The following is an 18,483-nucleotide window of genomic DNA, read 5'->3' on the forward strand; positions in this document are numbered from 1 at the left end:
TCACCCCGCGCCGACCGCGGCACCCAGCGCCCGGCCGATGACCAGCGCGCCCAATCCGGCCGGCAACGAGGCGGCCACGTTGGCAACGGCCAGGAACCGGGCGCGATCGCGCAGCAGCGCGACGGTCTCGTAGCCGAACGTCGAATAGGTCGACAGGGCGCCGAGCAGTCCCGTAGCGACCAACGTCTGGGCCCACCCTGGCAGGGCGAGGCCGCTGACCAGGCCCAGCAGCAGGCATGCCGTGGCGTTGGCGGCGTGGGTGCCCCACGGGAACCGCGAGTCGTGGCGCTGCTGCACGAACCGGTCGGTGAGGTAGCGCAGCGGAGCGCCCACTGCGGCGCCCGCCGCGGCCAGCAGCACGGTCGCGATCACGGCCGCACCTCCCCGCCGCCGGTACCTCCGCCGGTACCCGCTCGATGGGGCGCGGGGGCGGCGCCCCGGTCCAGCAGCCGCTCGGTCAGCGCGATCCCCGCCCACACCGCGGCGAGCCCGCCGAGCAATGTCACCGCGAGGTAGCCGAGCGCACCCAGCGGCGCGCCGCCGCTCAGCAGCGCATGCGCTTCGCCGATATGGGCGGAGAAGGTGGTGTAGCCGCCGAGGATCCCGGGCCCGGCAAAGGGGCGCAGCAACCGCGAACCGGGGCGGGCGCGCGCGACCGCGGTCATCAGTACGCCGATCAGCAGGCACCCGGTGATGTTGGCGGTCAGGGTCGGCCACGGCAGGTGTCCCACCTGGTACGGCACCAGCAACCCGACCGCGCAGCGGGCCGCCCCGCCGATCGCGCCGCCGGCGGAAACCGCGGCGAGCACCGCCCAGGGCGCGTCGCGCAGCTCGCGCCGTTGGCGTGGAACGTGCAGGTCGACATCGGGGTCGACGGCCGCGGCGGGCTCGGCGCTGCGGGCTCCGGCGCGTTCAGGGGGCGGGACGGGTTCATCGGGCACGGCGGGATCTCCTATCAGCGAACACTGCCTGATAGGGACCGTTGGCGGTACAGGCGGCGGTACAGCGAATCCGGCCTGGCCGCGGTTGCCCTGCGCCCTTCGCGCGGGTTCTCGTGGCGGGCCCCACCGCCACTCGCTCGTGGTTCCGGCGCCGATTCTAACCGGACCGACCCGCCCGGTCGGCAGCTCGGGCTCAGTGGGCCAGGTGCTCGGTCAGCAGTTCGTTCACCCGGTCGGCGCGTTCGATTCCGGCGAGGTGGGCGGCGCCCGGCACCGTCGCCAGCCGGGCGCCGGGGATGCCCCGGGCCAGGCGGCGGCCGTGGCCGGGCGGCAGCAGCGGGTCGTGCGCGGCGGCGATGACGAGCGTGCGGGCCCGCACGCGCGACAGCAGCCGGCGCTGGTCGAGCCCTGCAACGGCCGTGCACCAGCCCGCGAAACCCGCCGCCGCCACGCCCATGAACTCTTCCGCCAGGCGTTTGACGACATCGGGGCGGGACTCGCCGAACCCGGGGGTGAACCAGCACCGGGTCGCCTCGTCGACAACCCCGGCCATGCCGCCGCCCCGGGCGCGCGCCGCCAACCGCGGCCACGGCTCGCCGCGCGGCACGGCCGCCGTGCTCACCACATGGGCCAGCCGCTGCACCCGTTCGGGGTGGGTGGCCGCGAGCCAGGTAGCCAGCATGCCGCCGAGGCCTGCCCCCACGACCGATAGGCGTTCCAGCCCGAACTCGTCGAGCAGCGCGACCAGGTCGGCGCCGAGTTCGGCCATGGCGTAATCGCCGAGCGGCGCCGGCGACGAGCCGTGCCCGCGGTGGTTGACCCGCAGCACGCGCAGTTCCCGGGTCAGCTCGGGCATCTGCGGCTCCCAAACCGTCCACTTCGCGCCGGGCGGCGCCAGCAGCAGCACCACGGGGGCGTGCCGGGGCCCGTCAAAGCGGTAGTGGAGGGAAACGACGGCCATGCGCGACCTCCTGGTACTCCAGGTGGCCAGCGTAGCTGCCGAACACATCCGGCCGGGGGTTTCTCGATCATCCGGCGGTCCGGTGCTGCCGCGGCCGGGGCCGCGGGGCCGGTGCTGCGGTGCGGACACCGCCCCACCGGCCCGTGCTCACGGGGTCAGCAGCACCTTGCCGACGACGGCGCGGCTTTCCAGGGCGGCGTGGGCGTCGGCGGCGCGTTCCAGGGGGAACACCGCGCCGATGGGGTTGCGCAGCCGGCCCGCTGCGGCGTCGGCCAGCACCTCCCCGATGATCCGTGCGCTCTCGGCCGGGCCGCTGGGCTGGGCCTGCTCGATGCCCTGCACGGTGATGCCGCGCTGGGCGGCCTCGGCTGCGCCGACCGCGGCGAAACCGCCGCTGGGCGCGCCGTGGGCGGAGAACCTGCCGTTGGGCGCGGTGATCGCGAACGCGTCGGCGCCGATGGTGCCGCCGGCACCGTCGAACACGGCGTCGGGGCCGCGGCCCCCGAAGGCCGCGGTGACCTGCCCGGTCCAGTCGGGTTCGGTGTAGTCCACGGCGGCGTCGGCGCCCATGTCCCGCACCAGCGCCAGTTTCGCCGCGCCGCGGGCGGCGCCGACGACCGTGGCTCCCGCGGCGTGCGCGAATTGGACCAGCAGCAGTCCCAGGCCGCCGGCGGCAGCGGTCACCAGGATCCGTTCGCCCTCTTTCGCGCCGGTCGCCTCCAGCAGCATCCGGGCGGTGCGGCCGTCGTGCACGTAGGACACGGCCTCGGAGGCGCTGAGGTTGCCGGGGATGGGGGTGAGGCTCTCGGCGGCGGCCACGGCCCGCTCGGCGTAGGCGCCCGCGTTGCCGGTGGTGGCGGCGACCCGGCGCCCCACCCATTCGGCGCCGACTCCGGGGCCGACGGCGGCGACCCGGCCGGCGACGCCGTCGCCGGGTGTCCACGGGTGCTCGATCCCCCACTGCTCGCGGCCCCACCCGCTGCGGATCTGGGTTTCGACGAACAGCACATCGGCGGCTTCCACGTGCACAAGTACCTGGCCGGGGCCCGGCTGCGGGGCGGGTACCTCCGCGGTCTCCAGTACCTCGGGCCCGCCGAAACCGTGTGCCTGTACCGCGCGCATGGCGATCACTCCCTTGTCCGTGCTTGTCGTGCCTGTCGTGCTCGTCCGGGTCCGCAGTTGCCGGTCCGCTCCACACCCTCGTACCTAAACCAATGTTGAGGTCAACCGGGCGGCGGTGGCGGACGCCGCACGCCCGGACCGGCGCGGTACCGGTACCGGTACCGCCGGGGGCTCTGCCCGTGGCAGATCTCCCCAGGGCAGAAACGCTCGATTCGGCGCGGGTGCGGGCCGCAGGCTGGAGTGGACCGGCCCGGAGGCGGGCGAGCACCGCCGCTCCCGGACCCGCACGAACCGGCAGCAGAGCGACGTACGACCCACTAGAAGGAGGAGACGTGCTCTCAACCACTCAGCACACGCTTCCGCGGCTCACCGCCGAGACCGCGGCCGCACCGTTCGAGGACCAGATCGCCCACCGGCTGCTGCACGGCCGGATGATCGTGCTGGGCAGCCAGGTGGACGAGGCGATCGCCAACCGGATCTGCGCGCAGCTCCTGCTGCTCTCCGAAGAGGACACCAAGCGCGACATCACGCTGATCATCAACAGCCCCGGCGGTTCGGTGTACGCGGGCATGGCCATCTACGACACGATGCGGTTCATCCCCAACGACGTTGCCACGCTGGCCATGGGCTGGGCGGGCAGCATGGGCCAGTTCCTGCTGTGCACGGGCACGGCCGGCAAGCGCTACAGCCTGCCCAACGCGCGCGTCATGATGCACCAGCCATCCGGCGGCCTGGGCGGGACCGCGGCCGACATCGCCATCCAGGCCGAGAACCTGTCGCACACCAAGAAGACGCTGCAGGAGCTCACCGCCCGGCACAGCGGCCAGCCGATCGAGCGGATCGTCGAGGACCAGCGCCGCGACCGCTGGTTCACGGCCCAGGAGGCCAAGGACTACGGGTTCGTCGACCACGTGGTCGAGAGCATCGCCGACCTCGGCGGCGACACCGCCCGCAGGTTCGGGTTCGACTCAGCACAGCACGCGCCGGGGATCACCCCGGCCCAGCCCAACCACGGCGCGCAGGGAGAGAGCAAATGAGCGGGCAGTACACGGTTCCGGTGGTCGTCGAGCGCACCCCCAGCGGCGAGCGCTCCTACGACGTGTTCAGCAGGCTGCTGTCGGAGCGCATCATCTTCCTGGGCACGGGGATCGACGACGGGGTCGCCAACGTGGTCATGGCCCAGCTGCTGCACCTCGACCACGAGAACAACGAGCGCGACATCAACCTCTACATCAACTCCCCCGGCGGCTCCACGTCGGCGCTGACCGCGATCTACGACACCATGGACTACGTGCGCAGCGACGTCTCGACGGTGTGCATGGGCCAGGCGGCCTCGGGCGCGGCGGTGCTGCTCGCCGCGGGCACACCGGGCAAGCGGCTGGCGCTGGGTCATTCGCGGGTGCTGCTGCACCAGCCCTCCAGCGAGGGCCAGGGCGAGGCCGCCGACCTGGAGATCCAGGCGGCCGAGGTGCTGCGGGTGCGCGCCGAGATCGAGGAGATCCTGTCGCGGCACACCGGCCAGAGCGTCGAGCGGCTGCGCGCCGACACCGACCGCGACAAGATCTTCACCGCTGAAGAGGCGAAGGACTACGGCCTGGTCGACACCGTGATCTCCGGCGACAGGCTCGCGGTGGGCCCGGCCTGAGCACTCCGGCCGGAGCATGGCGGGCGCCGGCGGCCCGGGCGCCGGCGGTGCGGGCCCTGGGCAGGACTGTCCGGGGCCCGGGCCGGGCGGCGGATCGGCTCAGGCTGCCAGCAGCATCGCCTGGGGGCCGCCGTTCGGCCCGGAGGGGCGGAATTCGCCGCCGAGCGGTACCGGAGCGGGTGCGAGCTCGGTGTGCAGGCCGCCGACCAGGTCGAGCAGTTGCAGCCCCAACGCGCGATAGACCGCGGCCAGCACCTCGGACGAGGGCTCCTTGCGTCCGCGCTCGATTTCGGACAGGTACGGCAGCGAGACCCCGGCCTCGTCGGCGACGTCCTGCAGTGTGCGCCCCTGCTCCAACCTGGCGCGGCGCAGCACGCCCCCGACGAGGTCGCGCATCAGCGGCTCGTGCCACGCAGCGGACTGTTCACCCATGGAGCCCTCCAAAACACGCACGCACCCGACGGGTCGAGCCTACGCCGCAGCGCGGGCCGCGGCCACGGCAGCGGCGGCGCCGCCTGCGCGTTCTGCGGCGGGCAGAAATCGCGGGCGCCGGCGGGTGGGGCGGCTCGCGCAGCGGGGTTTCGGACCGGTGGCCGCCGGGGGTGCGAATCGGGGGCCCGGTCCCCGCGGGCATGACGCGAGGGCCGCCTCCGTGTCCCCCCTCAAAATCACGGATGCGGCCCTCGCCTTTGGGAACGGCCGCAGACTCCTCCCCCCTGGAGTCGCGACCTGCAAAGCTCTATGTTGTGGCGAGAGCGCCGTGCGAAACAGCTTTCTCTCTCGCTCTGGTACAGAGACTACCGATCATGACCTGCCAAAACAACCCTCAGTCACGCCGAATTACTTAAAGTGATATCCATGTTCACTCAACCGGCGCACCAAGTCGCAGCCCACAGGGTCAAGAACGCGCTGGATACGGGGGCAAAACACGGGGCCGCAACCGCGGACATAGCCTGGGGAACGTGCGCTCTGTGTTGGTCAAGCCCCGCTGGATCGGGATACATCTGCTGGCCGTGCTCGCCGTGGCGGTATGCCTCGGGCTGGGGTACTGGCAGTTCGAACGTGCTCAGGAACCCTCGCGCGAGGTGGTGACCAACCCCGTCGAGCGCCTGGCCGCCGCGCAACCGCTGGATGAGGTGCTCGGACCGGGCGAGTACATGCCCGAGAGCGAGGGCAACCAGGCGGTGACCACCACCGGCGTCTACGATCCCGGTGGCCGGCGGCTCGCGCCGGCGCTCTCACCCAAGGGCGAGAAGGGGTACTACGTTGTGGTGCCGCTGGTCACCGGCGACGACACCGCCATCGCGGTCAGCCGCGGGTGGATCCCCCAGGACGCCGCCGGCTCCGCCGACCGGCTCCCGGCCCTGCCCGAAGGCGAGGTCGCCGTGACCGGGTGGCTGGCCCCGCCCGACAAGGCCGAGGACGGCTACATCCCCATGGACACCCCGCAGGGCCACGTCGCCCGGATCGCGCCGTCGCTGCTGGTCAACGAGTGGCCTTACCGGCTCTACGAGGGCTACATCATCAGCGGCGAGCAGCGCCCGGCCGACCCCGCGCTCAGCGGTGCCGACACGCAACTGCGCAGGATCCCGCCGCCCGAGCCGCCGCAGGGCACCGTATGGAACTGGCGCAACGTCAGCTACGCCGGGCAGTGGGTGGTGTTCGGCGGTGCGGTCCTGGTGTTCTGGATCTCGCTGATGCGCCGCGAGCTGCGCGGCGACGGCGATTCCGCCGACGGCGGGCTGTCCGGCGGCGGGCCGTCCGGTGGTGCGGGCGGCACCGGAGGCGGTGCCGGACCGGCGGGTCCGGCCGACCCGGAACCCGGCGGTGCGGCATCCGGCAGCGGGTCGGCCGGGGGCGGTGCGGCCGCGGGCGGCGGTGCCGCCGCAGGCACTCCTGCGGCAACCGCCCCCGCCCCGGCCGATGCGGACGGAGCCGCGGGTCCTCAGCTGTCGGTGGCGCCGACCTCCTGAGCCCCGCCGCTCTTGGCCGCGCCGGCCGGCTGCGCCTGCCCGGCCTTTTCCGCGCCGGTCAGCCGGCGCTCCAGGAACAGCCCGACGAACGGGATGGTCCCGGCCAGCGCCACGCCCACGGTCCGCGGTGCGCTCCAGCGCCGGTTCAGCGCCAACCAGAGCACGACCAGCACGTATGCCATGTAGACGTAGCCGTGCGGGATCGCCACCAGCGGCATCAGCACCGATTCCTCGCCGAAGAAGGTCTCGGTGCCCGCGGGCGCGCCCACGAGCGAGAACCGCGCGGTCTCGCCGATCAGGTACTTCGCCGGCATCGCCACGAACGTCAGCAGTAGCAGGAAGACGCCCGTCACATAGGCCAGGATCCGGTACAGGGTGAACGGGAGACGCTTCTTTTCCACGGGGCACCTCGTGCTGTCGGCGGGTGTGCGGCTGCGGTGGTTCGGCCTGAATCGAGCCTAAACGCCGTGGTGAGCGCCGCCGATGCGGGTCGGGTCACACGCCGGCGGGCCGCACCCGCCCCGGTGCGGCCGTCAGAGTCCCTGCGATGCGCGGATCGGGCTCTGCCAGCGGCCGTCGGATTTCGTGGTCCAGGCCTGGGGCATGGTGCGCAGGGTCAGGTACGCGTCGATGACCCGCATCGGCAGGAAGAACAGCCCGTAGACCAGGTAGCTGGGCCGCCGCCGGACGGTGGCGAGGATGCAGGTGAGTACGTAGTCGGGCACGAACAGCCCGACCAGGATGGTGGTCAGCGGCAGCACCGCGGTGACGGCCGCATAGCCGGCCGCGTAGCCGTCCCACGCCAGCACCGCGCCCCCCGTGAGCGGCGGCGCCAGGGTGAACACGCCCAGCAGGGCCGTGGTCAGCAGCAGCACCGAGACGACCACGACCTCCAGGATGTAGAAGAACAGGGCGAACCAGAACAGGCTGGGCCAGATCCCGTGCCGGCGCACCGTCTGCCAGAACCCCAGTGTCCAGCGCCGCACCTGCTTGATGTAGTCGCCCAGGGTGAACGGGTCCTGGCAGTAGGCCCGTGTGTCGGGACTCATCGAGATCCGGCCGAGGCGCTTGTGGTGCACCTCGAAGGTCATGTTGAAGTCCTCGATCACCAGTCCCTTGGGGTTGATGTCGATGGCCTTGAGGGCGCTGGTGCGGTAGACGCTGGCGAACCCGGGGACGATGAACGACGTGCTGGTGTGCCGCCAGGTCTGCCCGAACCGCATCAGGTACTGCAGGAGCCAGTACAGGCGGTCGCGGTAGGCCGAAATCAGCCGGCCGACGACGGTGCGCTTCTTGGGTTTCCACTCGGCCACCACGAACCCGGCGACCGCGGCGACACCGGGGTCGGCGAGCTGTCTGCAGGCGCCCTCGACGTACTTGGCGTCGAGCTCGGTGTCGGCGTCGAGGATGACCACGCCCTCGTAGTGCTCAGTGAGCTCGAACTCCTCGACGACCGCCTCGATTGCGCCGGCCTTGCCGCGGTTGGTCAGCAGCTCCAGCACGTTGACACCGGTCTCGGCGGCGATGTCGGCGGTGGCGTCGTGCGAACTGTCGGAGACGACGTAGATGTCCCAGCGGTTGAAGAGCCGCAGCGCCGAGGTGATCGCGGCGTCGATCACCGGTTCTTCGTTGTGCGCGGGGATCACCACGGCCAGGCGGATCCGATCAGGGTCACCGCCGGTTTCGGCAACGGCCGCGTGGGCGCCCCGGGCGGGTTCGGCCCCGACCGGATCGTTCGGACCGCCCGGCGTGTCGGAGCCGCCCTCGCCGCCTGCCCCGCCGGCGGCGGGTGCGGTAGCCGAGCGCACCAGCACCCGGTCGCCGCCGGTGCGGTCGGCCTCGCCGACACCGGCGGGCACGGGCTCGGGGCCGATGGCGCCGGACCCGCCGGCAGCGGACCGCGCAAGGCGCCGGGACTCCGCCCGGCGCGCGACCAGCGCCCGCACCGAGTCGTCACCCAGCCGGGCTCCGCCTACCAGGCTCCACACGAACAGGTTGACCCCGAAGGCCATCCCGAGGAGCAGCGGCGCGGGGGTGGCATCGCCCGCCGAGCCGAGCACGAACCGCAGCCACTGCACAAATAGTGTCACGGCAAGCGTCAGGGCGATCACCCCGGCGAGCCAACTTCCGATGAAACGCGCCGTACGCACGGGTTGTCCTCCTGATGGTGGTTTGACCGATCGTTGGCGACAAGGCAAGCAATAAGATGACGTTTCTCAGATGCCAGAAGTTCACGGAAGTTGGCGGCCTATCTAGGCCACACGAAACTTAATGCATGTCCTTGCGGTCCGTGGTGCCCGTTGGTGCAATACCTGGGGGAGCTCGCAGCAGGACCCATGCCAGCAGTTTCTCCGGATTCACCATTGGTTTCAACCGTTATCAGCAGTGTTCGCCGACCTCCTACACACATCCCGGACCGACCGGCCCCGCACTCGGCGTCAAGGACCGACACCGCGAAGTCCGCACTGGTCAGCGCAACTCCATGTGCCGGAACCATCTCGGAGAGGAACCGCAGTGCGCGTCGCCATGCACCAGCCGCATTACCTGCCCTGGCTGGGACTCATCGACAAGGCGGATCAGAGCGACCTCTTTGTCGTACTCGACCATGTCCAATACGAGCGCAGGGGGTGGCAGAACCGCAACTACGTCGCTACGAAGAGCGGACCGGTACTGCTGACCGTTCCGGTAATACAACGCAACCGCAACGAGCGAATCTTGGACAAATCCATCGACAACTCCCACTCCTGGCGCGAAAAACACCGCCGCACGCTGGCGGAGCACTGTTACAACGGCGCGCCGTTCTGGGAGGAGTTCCGCACGGGAATTCTGCGCATCTACGAGGAGGATTGGCACCTCCTGTCCGATCTCGCCATGGCGACCATGCGCACCGTCCTGGACGGTTTCGGCATCCGCACCCCCGTGGTGCGCGCCAGCGAGCTCGGCGAGTTCCCGGGCCAGAAGAGCGAGCTCCTCGCCCAGATCGCCGCCAAGGTGGGCGCCACATCCATGCTCTCCGGCGACGGAGCCCGCGGCTACATCGACACCGCGGCCTTCCGCCGGTACGGCATCGACGTGGAGTGGCAGCGGTTCCGGCACCCTGAGTACCCGCAGTTCAACCGGGTCGAGGCGGAGTTCCTCCCCCGGATGGCCGCCCTGGACTTATTGGTCAACGCCGGTCCGGCCGAGGGCCTGCGGCTACTGCGCGACACCCGCGCCGGGTCCGCGGACGGCTAGCCCAGCGCGGCCGTCCCCAACAGCGAATTCCCGCACATCCGAACGCAGCCCGAAGCCGCTCATCCGGCCTTGTCCGCACACCGCACACCGCACACCGACCGCGGGGGCGGCCGCCGGCGGCACTTCGCGCCGCTTCTCCAATCCTCCACGAAGGACACCGCATCATGATCGATTGGTCCAAACAGCGTCTCCTGGTCATCGCTCCGCACCCCGACGACGAAGTACTCGGCTGCGGCGGGCTGCTGCACAAGGCGAAGTCCGCCGGCGCAGAGGTCTACGTCCAGTTCCTCACGGTCGGCGACACCGCCGATATCTCCGCTCGGGGCTACTCCACCGCGAACGAGCGCGTGGGCGAGATCAAAGAGGTCGCCGACCACTTCCGCTGGGACGACTGGCACATCGCCTTCCCCGGCGACGACTACCACCTGCGCCTGGACGCGGTACCGCGTTTCGAGGTCGCCAACATGGTCGAACGGGGCAGCCCGATCGGCGTCGCCGCCGTCGAACCCACCGTGGTGCTCGCGCCGCACCGGCTGAGCTACAACCAGGACCACCAGGCGGCGGCCGAGGCCGTGCACACCGCGCTGCGGCCCTCCAACGCCCAGCGCCGCCACCACCCCGGCCTCATGCTCGCCTACGAGGAGGCCGCCGATCAGTGGCGCTACGAGCCCGCCGCCGCACCGAACATGCTGGTCGAGTTGGACCAAGGCGCGATCGATTCCAAGATCGCCGCCATGCGCCTGTACGGCAGCCAGTTCCACGATCACCCGCACACACGCTCCGAGCTCACCCTGCAGAGCCTGGCCGTGCTGCGCGGGATGCAGGGCGGGGTCGCATTCGCCGAGGCGTATTACGCGATGCGCTGCCTGGCCTGACCTGTTACGGGCCCGAGCCCCGCAGCACCACCGAGGTCCGCGTATTCCACGCAGCACCCTGATGAGGGGGAGGCAACTTGAAGGCCGTTGTAACCGGCGGAGCCGGATTCATCGGATCGCATCTGTGCGACCACCTGATCGCCCACGGGCACGAGGTCGTCGCCCTGGACGACATGTCCACCGGTTCCGAGTCCAACCTGCAGCAGCTCGAAGGGCACCCGCGTTTCGAGCTGGTAAAAGGATCGATTCTCGACAGAGCACTGGTCGGCGACGTGGTCGCCGGCGGCGACACCGTCTTCCACCTGGCCGCGGCGGTGGGTGTGCACACCATTGTGGACAGACCGCTGGAGTCGCTGCGCACCAACCTGCACGGCACCGAGAACGTCGTCGAGGCCGCCGTCGCCCACGGCGCCCGCTATCTCGTCGCCTCCACCAGCGAGGTCTACGGCAAGAACGACGCCGACGGGATCACCGAGGACGCCGACCGCATCCTGGGTTCGCCGCTGAAGAGCCGGTGGTCCTACGCCGCGGCAAAGGGACTCGACGAGCTGGTGGCCTACATCCACGGCGGCGACTCCGGGCTGCCGTGTGTCATCACCAGGTTCTTCAACATCGTCGGCCCGCGCCAGACCGGCCGCTACGGCATGGTGGTGCCGCGTTTCGTCGACCAGGCGCTGGCGGGCGAGCCGATCACCGTCTACGGCGAGGGCACCCAGCGGCGGTGCTTCGGCTCGGTCTTCGACGTCGTGCCGGCCATGGTCCGGCTGCTGGAGACTCCCGAGGCCTGCAACCGCGCGGTGAACCTCGGCGGGCTGGAGGAGGTCTCCATCGCCGAGTTGGCCCGGCGCGTCATCGACCTCACCGGGTCCGACAGCGAGCTGCGTTACGTCTCCTACGACGAGGCCTACGGCGAAGGCTATGAGGACATGCGGCGGCGCATGCCCGACACCGCGCTGGCAGGCAGCCTGATCGACTACGAACCCGAGTGGCGGCTCGACGACATCATCAACTCCATCATCGAACACAAGGGAGCCCAGGCCCCGCCTCCGCGCGCTGCCCTGGCGTCCTGACCCGCCGATCGGCCCGGCGTTTCTGACAGCCCGGCCGAAGCGGCCTCCTGATCGACGCAGCGCGGGCGTGTCGGGCCGGATTCCCGCTGTCCGGCCCCTTAAGCCGTTTGACCTGCGCGTATTCAGTTGTGAGCAGCCCGCATCCCCGGGACTGTCCCGCCTGCTCTGAGGCAACCGGGTACAAGACCTACCCGGCCACCCCCGGGTGCCGCCACGACGGCCCGTCCGGGGCACCGAACCACACCCGGTGGTTTCCTGCGGTATCGACGCTCAATCCGTATCCGGTGACCGCCGGCCGCCCGTTCTCCTCCCACCACCGGCGGGCCTCGACCAGCTCCTCCCACAACCGGCGCGGCCCGCCCTGCTCCACACGCCCGTCACCGTGCAACCGCACCCACGACGGGCTGGTGGTGGCCGAGATCCACACATACGGGTCCGCGCGCGGTGAGTCCCAGCGCATCCCCAACCGCCACGGGCCGGTCATCAGCGCCAACTGCAGACCCGCATCCTCCATCACCACGTCGCGCGGGTCGCCGTCGGCACGGGTCCGCACTTCGGGGTCGGCGTCCAGGTCATGCGGCGGCCCGCCGGTCCAGCGCTGGGACCGCAGCCGCATGAAACTGGAGGTACCGGCGAACCGGCCGGTGGCCGCGCCGTCCGCGCCGACCACCAGGCGCGCCAGCAGACCGCTCGGCAGGTCCGGCGCCGGCGCCCACGGGGTGACGACCACCCCGCCGGGCCGGGTCTGGGTGATCCAGGCGGGCGGGACGCCGATCACGCTGCATGTGGCGATGACGGCATCGAACGGGCCGCCCTCGACGGACGCCGACCCGTCGCCGACCAGGCTCGCGGGGTTGCGGCCGAGAGCGGCCAGCCGCCGGCGCGCATCCTCGGCGACCGCGGGGTCGACCTCGATCGTGGTCACGTTCCCAGCCCCGACCAGTTCACACAGCACCGCCGCGTTGTAGCCGGTCCCCGTGCCGACCTCAAGCACCCGCGACCCCTGGCCCAGGTCGGCGGCCTGGAGCATCCGGGCCATCATCGACGGCATGGACGACGAGGACGAGGGCCGTCCGATGCCGCCGACCTGGCCGTCATCGACCTGGGTGACGATGGGCTGGTCCGCGTAGATCAGCTCCGCCCATGTGCGAGGGTCGTCGGCGCGGTCCAGGGGGTCACCGAGGTGGGTGGGCCAGACCCGGTCGGGAATGAACGCTTCCCGCGGCACGGCTGCGAAGGCGGCGGCGATTTCGGGGGCGGTGTCGAGTGCGGCGGCGAGTTCCGCTCGCGCCGGCGACCAGTCGGTCATTTGTGGCCTTTCCCGTTGCAAGCGGGGCAGGGGATGGGTTTGCGGGATTTCCAAGGGCTCTTGCCGTCGCCGTCGCCTTCGGTCCAGACGACGCCGGTCCCGTCGCACATGCTGCACTGTGCCATCTTGTGTGTCCTCCTCTTGTGGGGGTGGGTGGGCCCTGCCCGGTGCCGCGCCGCACCGGGGGCAGGGGGTGTGGCTCCGCGCGCCGGGCCCCTCGGGGGCGGTGATCCGCCACACCGGCGCGCGGAGGTCTGTGTGGCCGCGGCCGTTCATCAGGTCTGCGGGCCGTAGGTCATCCGGTCAGGCGGCAGCACGGCCTCGTCGTAGTCCGAATCCCACTCGGTACCCGAGATCCGCCGCGGCGGCTCATACGGCGGGTCGTCGCGGTCCTGGCCCCTCTCGGGCTTGCCGCGGGTCACCGCGGCGCCCGCAGGTCCGGCAAGCCGGTACGGACGCGCCGGGGCGGGTCCGCCATCTGCCGTTCCAGCTCCGCCAGCGTGTGGGCGTGCAATGTCGGCACCCGGTCGCCGGCGGGATCGAGGTTGGTGGCGCACCAGGCGGCGTGCCGCCCGTACTCGTCGACCGAACGCCACACGCGCCACCGGTCGGCGTAGGTCTCGTTGAGGCCGTCAAGGCCGGGATCCGGGGATGCGGTAGCCATGCAACGAAGCTAGAAAGGGGCGCACCTCGGGCGCGAGATGTTTGCTTTGGTTTGCTTCAACTCAGGTAGTCAGCAGCCCGGTGGATCAGGTCCCGCCCGGCCTGGCCGTAGACCGCGGACTGCTGCAGCCGGGTGAACGCCCTCGCGTACAGCTCGATCTCGCGCGGCTGGGTGATCGTCAGTTCGGCCGAGACCGTCTCCACCATGACGGCGCGGTCGTCGAACATGGCGAACGCCTCCCCTGGAACGATGCCGCCCGGACCGGCTGCGGGGATGATGCCGAGGCTCAGCCGCGGCAGCGACATCGCGGCCAGCAGCCGGTCGAGCTGCCCGCGCATGACGTCGGGCCCGCCGATCCTGGTGTACAGTGCCTGCTCTCCCAGCAAGCAGGAGAAACGGCGGTACCCGCGGTAGAGGAATTGCTGGCGCTCCATCCGCGCGGCCACGCCCTCCTCCACGTCATCGGGGATGCCGTAGAACTCCACGGCCGTGCGCAGTACCGCGGCAGCGTACTCGGCCGTCTGGAGCGAACCCCACACCATCGCGGGCTCGAATACCCGGATCTGCCGCGTCTGCTCATACAGTCCGATCGAGGTCCGCTGCCGTCGGCGGGTTCCCGTCTGCAGGACCTTGCGCCATTCCATCCACAGCGATTCGACGTGGCGGACCGTGGCGATGAGGTCGCCCACCTGGTCCTCAGCACGGCAGTGGGAGCACCAGGTGCGGATGTCGTCCTCGGTGGGGTTCTGCTTGCCGTGCTCGATCTTGGAGACCTTGGAGAGCTGCCACCCCGCGGCGGCGGCGAGGGCCCGCCCGGTCAGACCGGCATCCTTGCGCAGGTCGCGCAGGCGGCCCCCCAGCGCTTCCCGTGCTTGCTGGGCCTGACTGGACATGCAGGCTCAGCGGGGGGCGTAGGTGTCGTGCGGGATGGCCAACGCCCACAGTTCATCGCGGACGCGGACGCACTCGGCCGCGGTCTGAGGATCGGTGACGAGCTCGGAGCCGAGCACGCGGCCATGCGCGTCGAAGTGGCCGACGGCCAGGAGCCGATCGTCGAAGAGCCACCAGTCCCGCCCGCCGGCGGGAAGCGCCAGCCCTTCGGGGAGGTGGTGGCGCGGTAGCCACCGGATGTCCTCACCGGCGGCGATGTTGTCGGCGGTGCCCTCGTGCTCGAAACGGATGTAGTCGGAGACGGGTTCGGTGACCACGCGCACCCGCCGCACGGTGCGGCCCAAGGCGGTGGCCGAACGCATCAGGTCCAGCCAGGGCTGCAGCCATGCCTGGTCGTCGGGCACACCGTCCAACCAGGCGGTGAACGGGTCTTCCTCGCCGGACACGTGGTAGGTGTCGCGCAGTTCCAGGTGGAACGCATCGCTCTCGAAGGTCTCGAACAGCTTGTTGCGCTGCTCGGGACTGATCAGGTCCAACCGGGTACTCCCATCAGGGCGGCGAGGGCGGCCTTGGGGATCTCCACGCAATCCTCGTGGTCGGGGATGCGCATGCGGGCGCGCGCCCGGGTGTCAGTGACCACGGCTCCCTCGATCACGCTGGACTCCTCGTTGACGGCGGCGATGATGGGGCGCCGGCGGTGCGGCGTTCCGGTGATGCCGTCGCGGGCGAGGTGCCCGAGTAGCCGATCGTAGATCACCACGCAGGTGTTCCCTTCGGCCAGGTCAAGGTTCGCGCGCATCGCCGGTGGGACGGTGTAGCCCTGGACGAGGTAGGTGTCGCGGTCGGTGGCGTAGAGGGTAGGGCTGTCGCCGCTTTTACTCTCCTTGCCGAGGAACCGTAGTTGCATGCGAATGTCCCCCGCTCTCGGATTGCTCCGGTTTGCTCACCTCGTAATCGTCGGCGCGGATGTCGGGGTGAGTCAAGGGCGGCCGAACCACGACCACCCGCGTCCCCAACTCCGGCTCCGGCCTAACCGAGCACCGCGCCCACAGCCACCGCGAACGCCAGCAGCGCCGTTGCCGCGCTGGCCAGTACCAGTGCCCAGGGGCGCGCTACCGGAGCGGGTGGGCGGCCGGTCCGGTCGTCGCACAGGCCGTGGCCGGTGGAGCGCCAGCGGCGGCGCAGGTGCACGATGAGAAACCCCACCGCCAGCAGCACTCCCAGCACTGGGAACAGGCGGTAGACCGCGTTTTCGCTGACGGCCGCCTGCGCGGTGTCGACCGGGTCGCGCAGGTAGAGCAGCGCCACGGCGATGAGCACGATCAGGGTCCGCTGCCAGGCGAGCAGGGTCCGCTCGGCCTGCAGTCCGCCGCCGAACGGGGCGTGGGAACCGCTGCGCTCCTGCGGCGGTATGTCCGCGGGCGTGTCCGTGCTCGTCCAGTGCCCCATCACGACCAGTAGTTCCCGAACAGGACGGCGGCGCACACCAGCGCCACCCCGACGGCGGTGATGACCGGCAGCGCGCTCATGGGCAGCGGCTGTTCGCGCCGCATCGCCTTCTGCACGTGCAGCCACCGCAGCGGCGCATAAACCGTGATGACGACCGCGAGACCGGTGAGCGCGAACCCGACCGCCAGCTTCACCCCTGCGTGCCAGTCCAGCGGTACCAGATGCAGCACGGCGACCGCTCCCGCGATCAGCGCGAGCGCGGTGCGGATCCAGGCCAGGAAGGTCCGTTCGTTGGCCAGGGTGAACCGGTAGTCCGGCTCCAGCCCCCTGGATCCGCCGGGGCGCTCGCCGCCGCCGGCTCCGGCCGTTTCCCCCGCGGATAGATCTCTGCCCGCGGCCATCGCCTGCCCCCTGTCCGCCGCCCGATGGGCGACCGGTGGTGATCATCTTCAGCAATGACCCTAGTGACCGCCACCTTTTCCTCCCAAACCGGTATTCATCAGGCGTAATGTCGGGATTGCCAGCATCGGGGCGGCGTGTGCGACGCTGTCCGACGGCGCCTCCCCACACGCGTCCGCATCCGTGCTGACCCCGACGCTTGCGGAACAAAACAGCGGGCACGACCGCTCTACGGGGGAAGCAATCGTCAACCATTACCCAGGAGACTTCGTGACCACGATCGACCTCACCAAGGACAACTTCAACGACACCCTGACGGAGAACGAGTTCGTTCTCATCGACTTCTGGGCGTCCTGGTGCGGCCCCTGCAAGCAGTTCGCCCCGGTCTACGAAGAGGCTTCCGAGAAGCACAACGACCTGGTCTTCGCCAAGGTCGACACCGAGGACCAGCAGGAGCTCGCCGCGAGCTTCGACATCCAGTCCATCCCGACGCTGATGGTCGTGCGCGACAAGACCGTGATCTACGCCCAGCCGGGTGCCCTGCCGAAGGAGAGCCTGGAAGACCTCATCCGCCAGGCCCGCGACCTGGACATGGACGAGGTCCGCAAGGAGATCGAGAAGCAGCAGGCCGACGGCGAGGCCGCAGCGGAGTGAACCGCACAGCCGATTAAGGGGCGTGCCGCACGGCGCGCCCCTTAATCGTGCCGCGGGTCCGGGATCCCCGAAATATCGGCGACAGGACGACAAGTAACCCGCGGGGGGGCTCCCGACGCAACACTCCCACGCACCGGCCCAGGGCCCTCGCCACCAGGGGGTTGGGGTGCTAATACAGGACCGCACACCTGGAGTGCCATGCGTGCCACGGGCGGAGTCCCGAGGAAGTGGGACTCGAAGAGCAGTGACGGCCAGAGGAAGGCGACCTCGAGCTGTCGGACAAGCTCGCGGCGACCCGATTCGGGTTGGCAGTGCCGCTGAAGTTCCTCCAGATTGAGGGGAACTGCACGAGCTACCCCGAATAGCTCTCCCTACCCATCCTCTTCTTCAGGGCCCAGCACGTAGCCGTCCAGGGAGTAGATGATGACCTGGGGAATGATCATCTGCCCGTCGTCGCGGGTGACGACTTTCCAGTCGCCGTCCGCCCAGCGCAAGTCGACCGAGTGGGCCGCGATGGCTTGTGGTTCCTCGATGACCAGAGCGATCTCCACCCGGGCCCGCTCGCCGGTGTAGGACACGAGTTTGGCCCCGCCGATGTGGCCGGGGGTCCTCGTGTCGGAGCCGGCTCCGCCTGACTCCAGTTCCTCCAGCACCGCCTGCCGGCCCTCGCCCTCGGCCAGCATGTGTTCGGCCAGGTCCGGGGTGATGAGGGGGTCGGTGCCCATGGCGGTGAAGTTGGTGGCCGCCATCACCGCGCCGGAGGGCGATTTCGCATAGCAGTGGCGGTAGCCGTTGTCTTCGGTCTGTCCGGGCCCGTGCACCGTGCTGGAGGGCGCCTCCAAGGTGCCCACCGTCTGCCAGGTGGTGTCTTGGGGCCAAGCGGTGAAGTCGGTGGCCTCTGCGCCCGCGAGGCCGCAGACGCTCTCGCTACCGTCGCTACGCGGCACCGCAGAGGTCGCTGGGTCGTCGGGGTACTCCTGTTCGCCGACCGCGCCTTCCTGGCTCTGCTCGGAGGACGGGGACGAGGAGCTGTCGGGCGAGCTGCCCTCGATCAGCATGATGATGGTCACGACCAACCCCATGACCACGAGCACGCCGACAGTGGCGGCGGCCGCGAGGAACCGGCCGGAGGCAAACGGGTTGGGGGGGCCGTCGGGGAGTGGGGGGGTCTCCTCGTGCACGAGGGGCCTTTCCGGTGCGGCGTGCGGGGTCAGAAGCTGGCGCTGGCGTTCACGACGAACCTACAAGGCCGGTTGCGGCGCCGCCTTGGCCGCAGGGGGAGCGGATCGCCATCGT

General features: G+C 70.7%; 24 protein-coding genes. 7 read left to right on the plus strand and 17 right to left on the minus strand.

Annotation, left to right across the window (positions count from 1 at the left end; translation table 11 throughout):
• The 4 genes from ACYVD5_RS02465 to ACYVD5_RS02480 form a co-directional block, all read right to left on the minus strand.
• Positions 1 to 369: a fluoride efflux transporter FluC gene (locus tag ACYVD5_RS02465; protein ID WP_460999258.1), complete on the minus strand. Its 369-nt coding sequence runs from the start codon at positions 367 to 369 to the stop codon at positions 1 to 3.
• Positions 369 to 941, minus strand: coding sequence for a fluoride efflux transporter FluC (locus tag ACYVD5_RS02470; RefSeq protein WP_460999193.1), 573 nt, complete (start codon positions 939 to 941; stop codon positions 369 to 371). The genes ACYVD5_RS02465 and ACYVD5_RS02470 overlap by 1 nt, the downstream gene beginning before the upstream one ends.
• A gap of 193 nt (positions 942 to 1,134) precedes the next feature.
• A complete protein-coding gene (locus ACYVD5_RS02475) occupies positions 1,135 to 1,902 on the minus strand; it encodes an alpha/beta fold hydrolase (protein WP_460999194.1) in 768 nt (255 codons plus the stop codon).
• A 147-nt stretch (positions 1,903 to 2,049) separates the two neighbouring features.
• Positions 2,050 to 3,024, minus strand: coding sequence for a zinc-binding dehydrogenase (locus tag ACYVD5_RS02480; protein WP_460999195.1), 975 nt, complete (start codon positions 3,022 to 3,024; stop codon positions 2,050 to 2,052).
• Between the two features lie 332 nt (positions 3,025 to 3,356).
• Between ACYVD5_RS02480 and ACYVD5_RS02485 the strand changes: the two genes are divergently transcribed.
• Both ACYVD5_RS02485 and ACYVD5_RS02490 read left to right on the plus strand, forming a co-directional pair.
• A complete protein-coding gene (locus tag ACYVD5_RS02485) occupies positions 3,357 to 4,061 on the plus strand; it encodes a ClpP family protease (protein ID WP_460999196.1) in 705 nt (234 codons plus the stop codon).
• Positions 4,058 to 4,669, plus strand: coding sequence for an ATP-dependent Clp protease proteolytic subunit (locus ACYVD5_RS02490; protein WP_460999197.1), 612 nt, complete (start codon positions 4,058 to 4,060; stop codon positions 4,667 to 4,669). Before ACYVD5_RS02485 ends, ACYVD5_RS02490 begins: the two co-directional genes overlap by 4 nt.
• Positions 4,670 to 4,768: 99 nt before the next feature.
• Here ACYVD5_RS02490 and ACYVD5_RS02495 read toward each other — a convergent pair whose 3' ends face one another.
• Positions 4,769 to 5,101 carry a helix-turn-helix domain-containing protein gene (locus ACYVD5_RS02495; RefSeq protein WP_460999198.1) on the minus strand — a complete coding sequence of 111 codons (333 nt, stop codon included), beginning with the start codon at positions 5,099 to 5,101 and terminating at the stop codon, positions 4,769 to 4,771.
• Between the two features lie 530 nt (positions 5,102 to 5,631).
• Between ACYVD5_RS02495 and ACYVD5_RS02500 the strand changes: the two genes are divergently transcribed.
• Positions 5,632 to 6,642 (plus strand): SURF1 family protein, encoded by a 1,011-nt coding sequence (locus ACYVD5_RS02500; protein ID WP_460999199.1) that lies wholly within the window; start codon positions 5,632 to 5,634, stop codon positions 6,640 to 6,642.
• Here ACYVD5_RS02500 and ACYVD5_RS02505 read toward each other — a convergent pair.
• Entirely contained in the window at positions 6,615 to 7,043 is a 429-nt protein-coding gene (locus ACYVD5_RS02505) for a DUF3817 domain-containing protein (RefSeq protein WP_460999200.1), read from the minus strand. The genes ACYVD5_RS02500 and ACYVD5_RS02505 overlap by 28 nt on opposite strands.
• Before the next feature lie 132 nt (positions 7,044 to 7,175).
• Positions 7,176 to 8,792, minus strand: coding sequence for a glycosyltransferase family 2 protein (locus ACYVD5_RS02510; RefSeq protein ID WP_460999201.1), 1,617 nt, complete (start codon positions 8,790 to 8,792; stop codon positions 7,176 to 7,178).
• 364 nt (positions 8,793 to 9,156) lie between these two features.
• On the opposite strand from ACYVD5_RS02510, the gene ACYVD5_RS02515 reads away from it, so the two are divergent.
• The 3 genes from ACYVD5_RS02515 to ACYVD5_RS02525 all read left to right on the plus strand — a co-directional run bounded on the left by ACYVD5_RS02515 (position 9,157) and on the right by ACYVD5_RS02525 (position 11,821).
• Positions 9,157 to 9,876 carry a WbqC family protein gene (locus ACYVD5_RS02515; RefSeq protein ID WP_460999202.1) on the plus strand — a complete coding sequence of 240 codons (720 nt, stop codon included), beginning with the start codon at positions 9,157 to 9,159 and terminating at the stop codon, positions 9,874 to 9,876.
• A 161-nt stretch (positions 9,877 to 10,037) separates the two neighbouring features.
• The gene (locus tag ACYVD5_RS02520) at positions 10,038 to 10,751 is read left to right on the plus strand and encodes a PIG-L deacetylase family protein (protein WP_460999259.1); all 714 of its coding nucleotides are present in this window, start codon (positions 10,038 to 10,040) and stop codon (positions 10,749 to 10,751) included.
• A 77-nt stretch (positions 10,752 to 10,828) separates the two neighbouring features.
• Positions 10,829 to 11,821 (plus strand): NAD-dependent epimerase/dehydratase family protein, encoded by a 993-nt coding sequence (locus ACYVD5_RS02525; protein WP_460999203.1) that lies wholly within the window; start codon positions 10,829 to 10,831, stop codon positions 11,819 to 11,821.
• A gap of 187 nt (positions 11,822 to 12,008) precedes the next feature.
• On the opposite strand, the gene ACYVD5_RS02530 is transcribed toward ACYVD5_RS02525, so the two are convergent.
• From ACYVD5_RS02530 to ACYVD5_RS02570, 9 genes are all read right to left on the minus strand, one after another.
• Complete coding sequence (locus ACYVD5_RS02530) at positions 12,009 to 13,130, minus strand: methyltransferase domain-containing protein (RefSeq protein WP_460999204.1); 1,122 nt, start codon at positions 13,128 to 13,130, stop codon at positions 12,009 to 12,011.
• The gene (locus ACYVD5_RS02535) at positions 13,127 to 13,255 is read right to left on the minus strand and encodes a hypothetical protein (RefSeq protein WP_460999205.1); all 129 of its coding nucleotides are present in this window, start codon (positions 13,253 to 13,255) and stop codon (positions 13,127 to 13,129) included. Before ACYVD5_RS02535 ends, ACYVD5_RS02530 begins: the two co-directional genes overlap by 4 nt.
• A gap of 150 nt (positions 13,256 to 13,405) precedes the next feature.
• Positions 13,406 to 13,552 (minus strand): hypothetical protein, encoded by a 147-nt coding sequence (locus ACYVD5_RS02540; protein ID WP_460999206.1) that lies wholly within the window; start codon positions 13,550 to 13,552, stop codon positions 13,406 to 13,408.
• The gene (locus tag ACYVD5_RS02545; RefSeq protein ID WP_460999207.1) at positions 13,549 to 13,794 is read right to left on the minus strand and encodes a hypothetical protein; all 246 of its coding nucleotides are present in this window, start codon (positions 13,792 to 13,794) and stop codon (positions 13,549 to 13,551) included. Before ACYVD5_RS02545 ends, ACYVD5_RS02540 begins: the two co-directional genes overlap by 4 nt.
• A 56-nt stretch (positions 13,795 to 13,850) precedes the next feature.
• Entirely contained in the window at positions 13,851 to 14,687 is an 837-nt protein-coding gene (locus ACYVD5_RS02550; RefSeq protein ID WP_460999208.1) for a helix-turn-helix domain-containing protein, read from the minus strand.
• Positions 14,688 to 14,693: 6 nt separating this feature from the next.
• Positions 14,694 to 15,221, minus strand: coding sequence for a DUF6879 family protein (locus tag ACYVD5_RS02555; protein WP_460999209.1), 528 nt, complete (start codon positions 15,219 to 15,221; stop codon positions 14,694 to 14,696).
• Entirely contained in the window at positions 15,212 to 15,592 is a 381-nt protein-coding gene (locus tag ACYVD5_RS02560; RefSeq protein ID WP_460999210.1) for a hypothetical protein, read from the minus strand. Before ACYVD5_RS02560 ends, ACYVD5_RS02555 begins: the two co-directional genes overlap by 10 nt.
• A gap of 122 nt (positions 15,593 to 15,714) precedes the next feature.
• A complete protein-coding gene (locus ACYVD5_RS02565; protein ID WP_460999211.1) occupies positions 15,715 to 16,170 on the minus strand; it encodes a DUF202 domain-containing protein in 456 nt (151 codons plus the stop codon).
• Positions 16,134 to 16,535, minus strand: coding sequence for a YidH family protein (locus ACYVD5_RS02570; RefSeq protein ID WP_460999212.1), 402 nt, complete (start codon positions 16,533 to 16,535; stop codon positions 16,134 to 16,136). The genes ACYVD5_RS02565 and ACYVD5_RS02570 overlap by 37 nt, the downstream gene beginning before the upstream one ends.
• 268 nt (positions 16,536 to 16,803) lie before the next feature.
• Between ACYVD5_RS02570 and trxA the strand changes: the two genes are divergently transcribed.
• On the plus strand, positions 16,804 to 17,187 hold the full coding sequence (gene trxA / locus ACYVD5_RS02575; protein ID WP_460999213.1) for a thioredoxin: 384 nt from the start codon (positions 16,804 to 16,806) through the stop codon (positions 17,185 to 17,187).
• 371 nt (positions 17,188 to 17,558) lie between these two features.
• Here trxA and ACYVD5_RS02580 read toward each other — a convergent pair whose 3' ends face one another.
• Complete coding sequence (locus ACYVD5_RS02580) at positions 17,559 to 18,368, minus strand: hypothetical protein (protein ID WP_460999214.1); 810 nt, start codon at positions 18,366 to 18,368, stop codon at positions 17,559 to 17,561.
• Positions 18,369 to 18,483: the final 115 nt, after the last annotated feature.

It is taken from the genome of Streptomonospora sediminis (assembly GCF_054778995.1).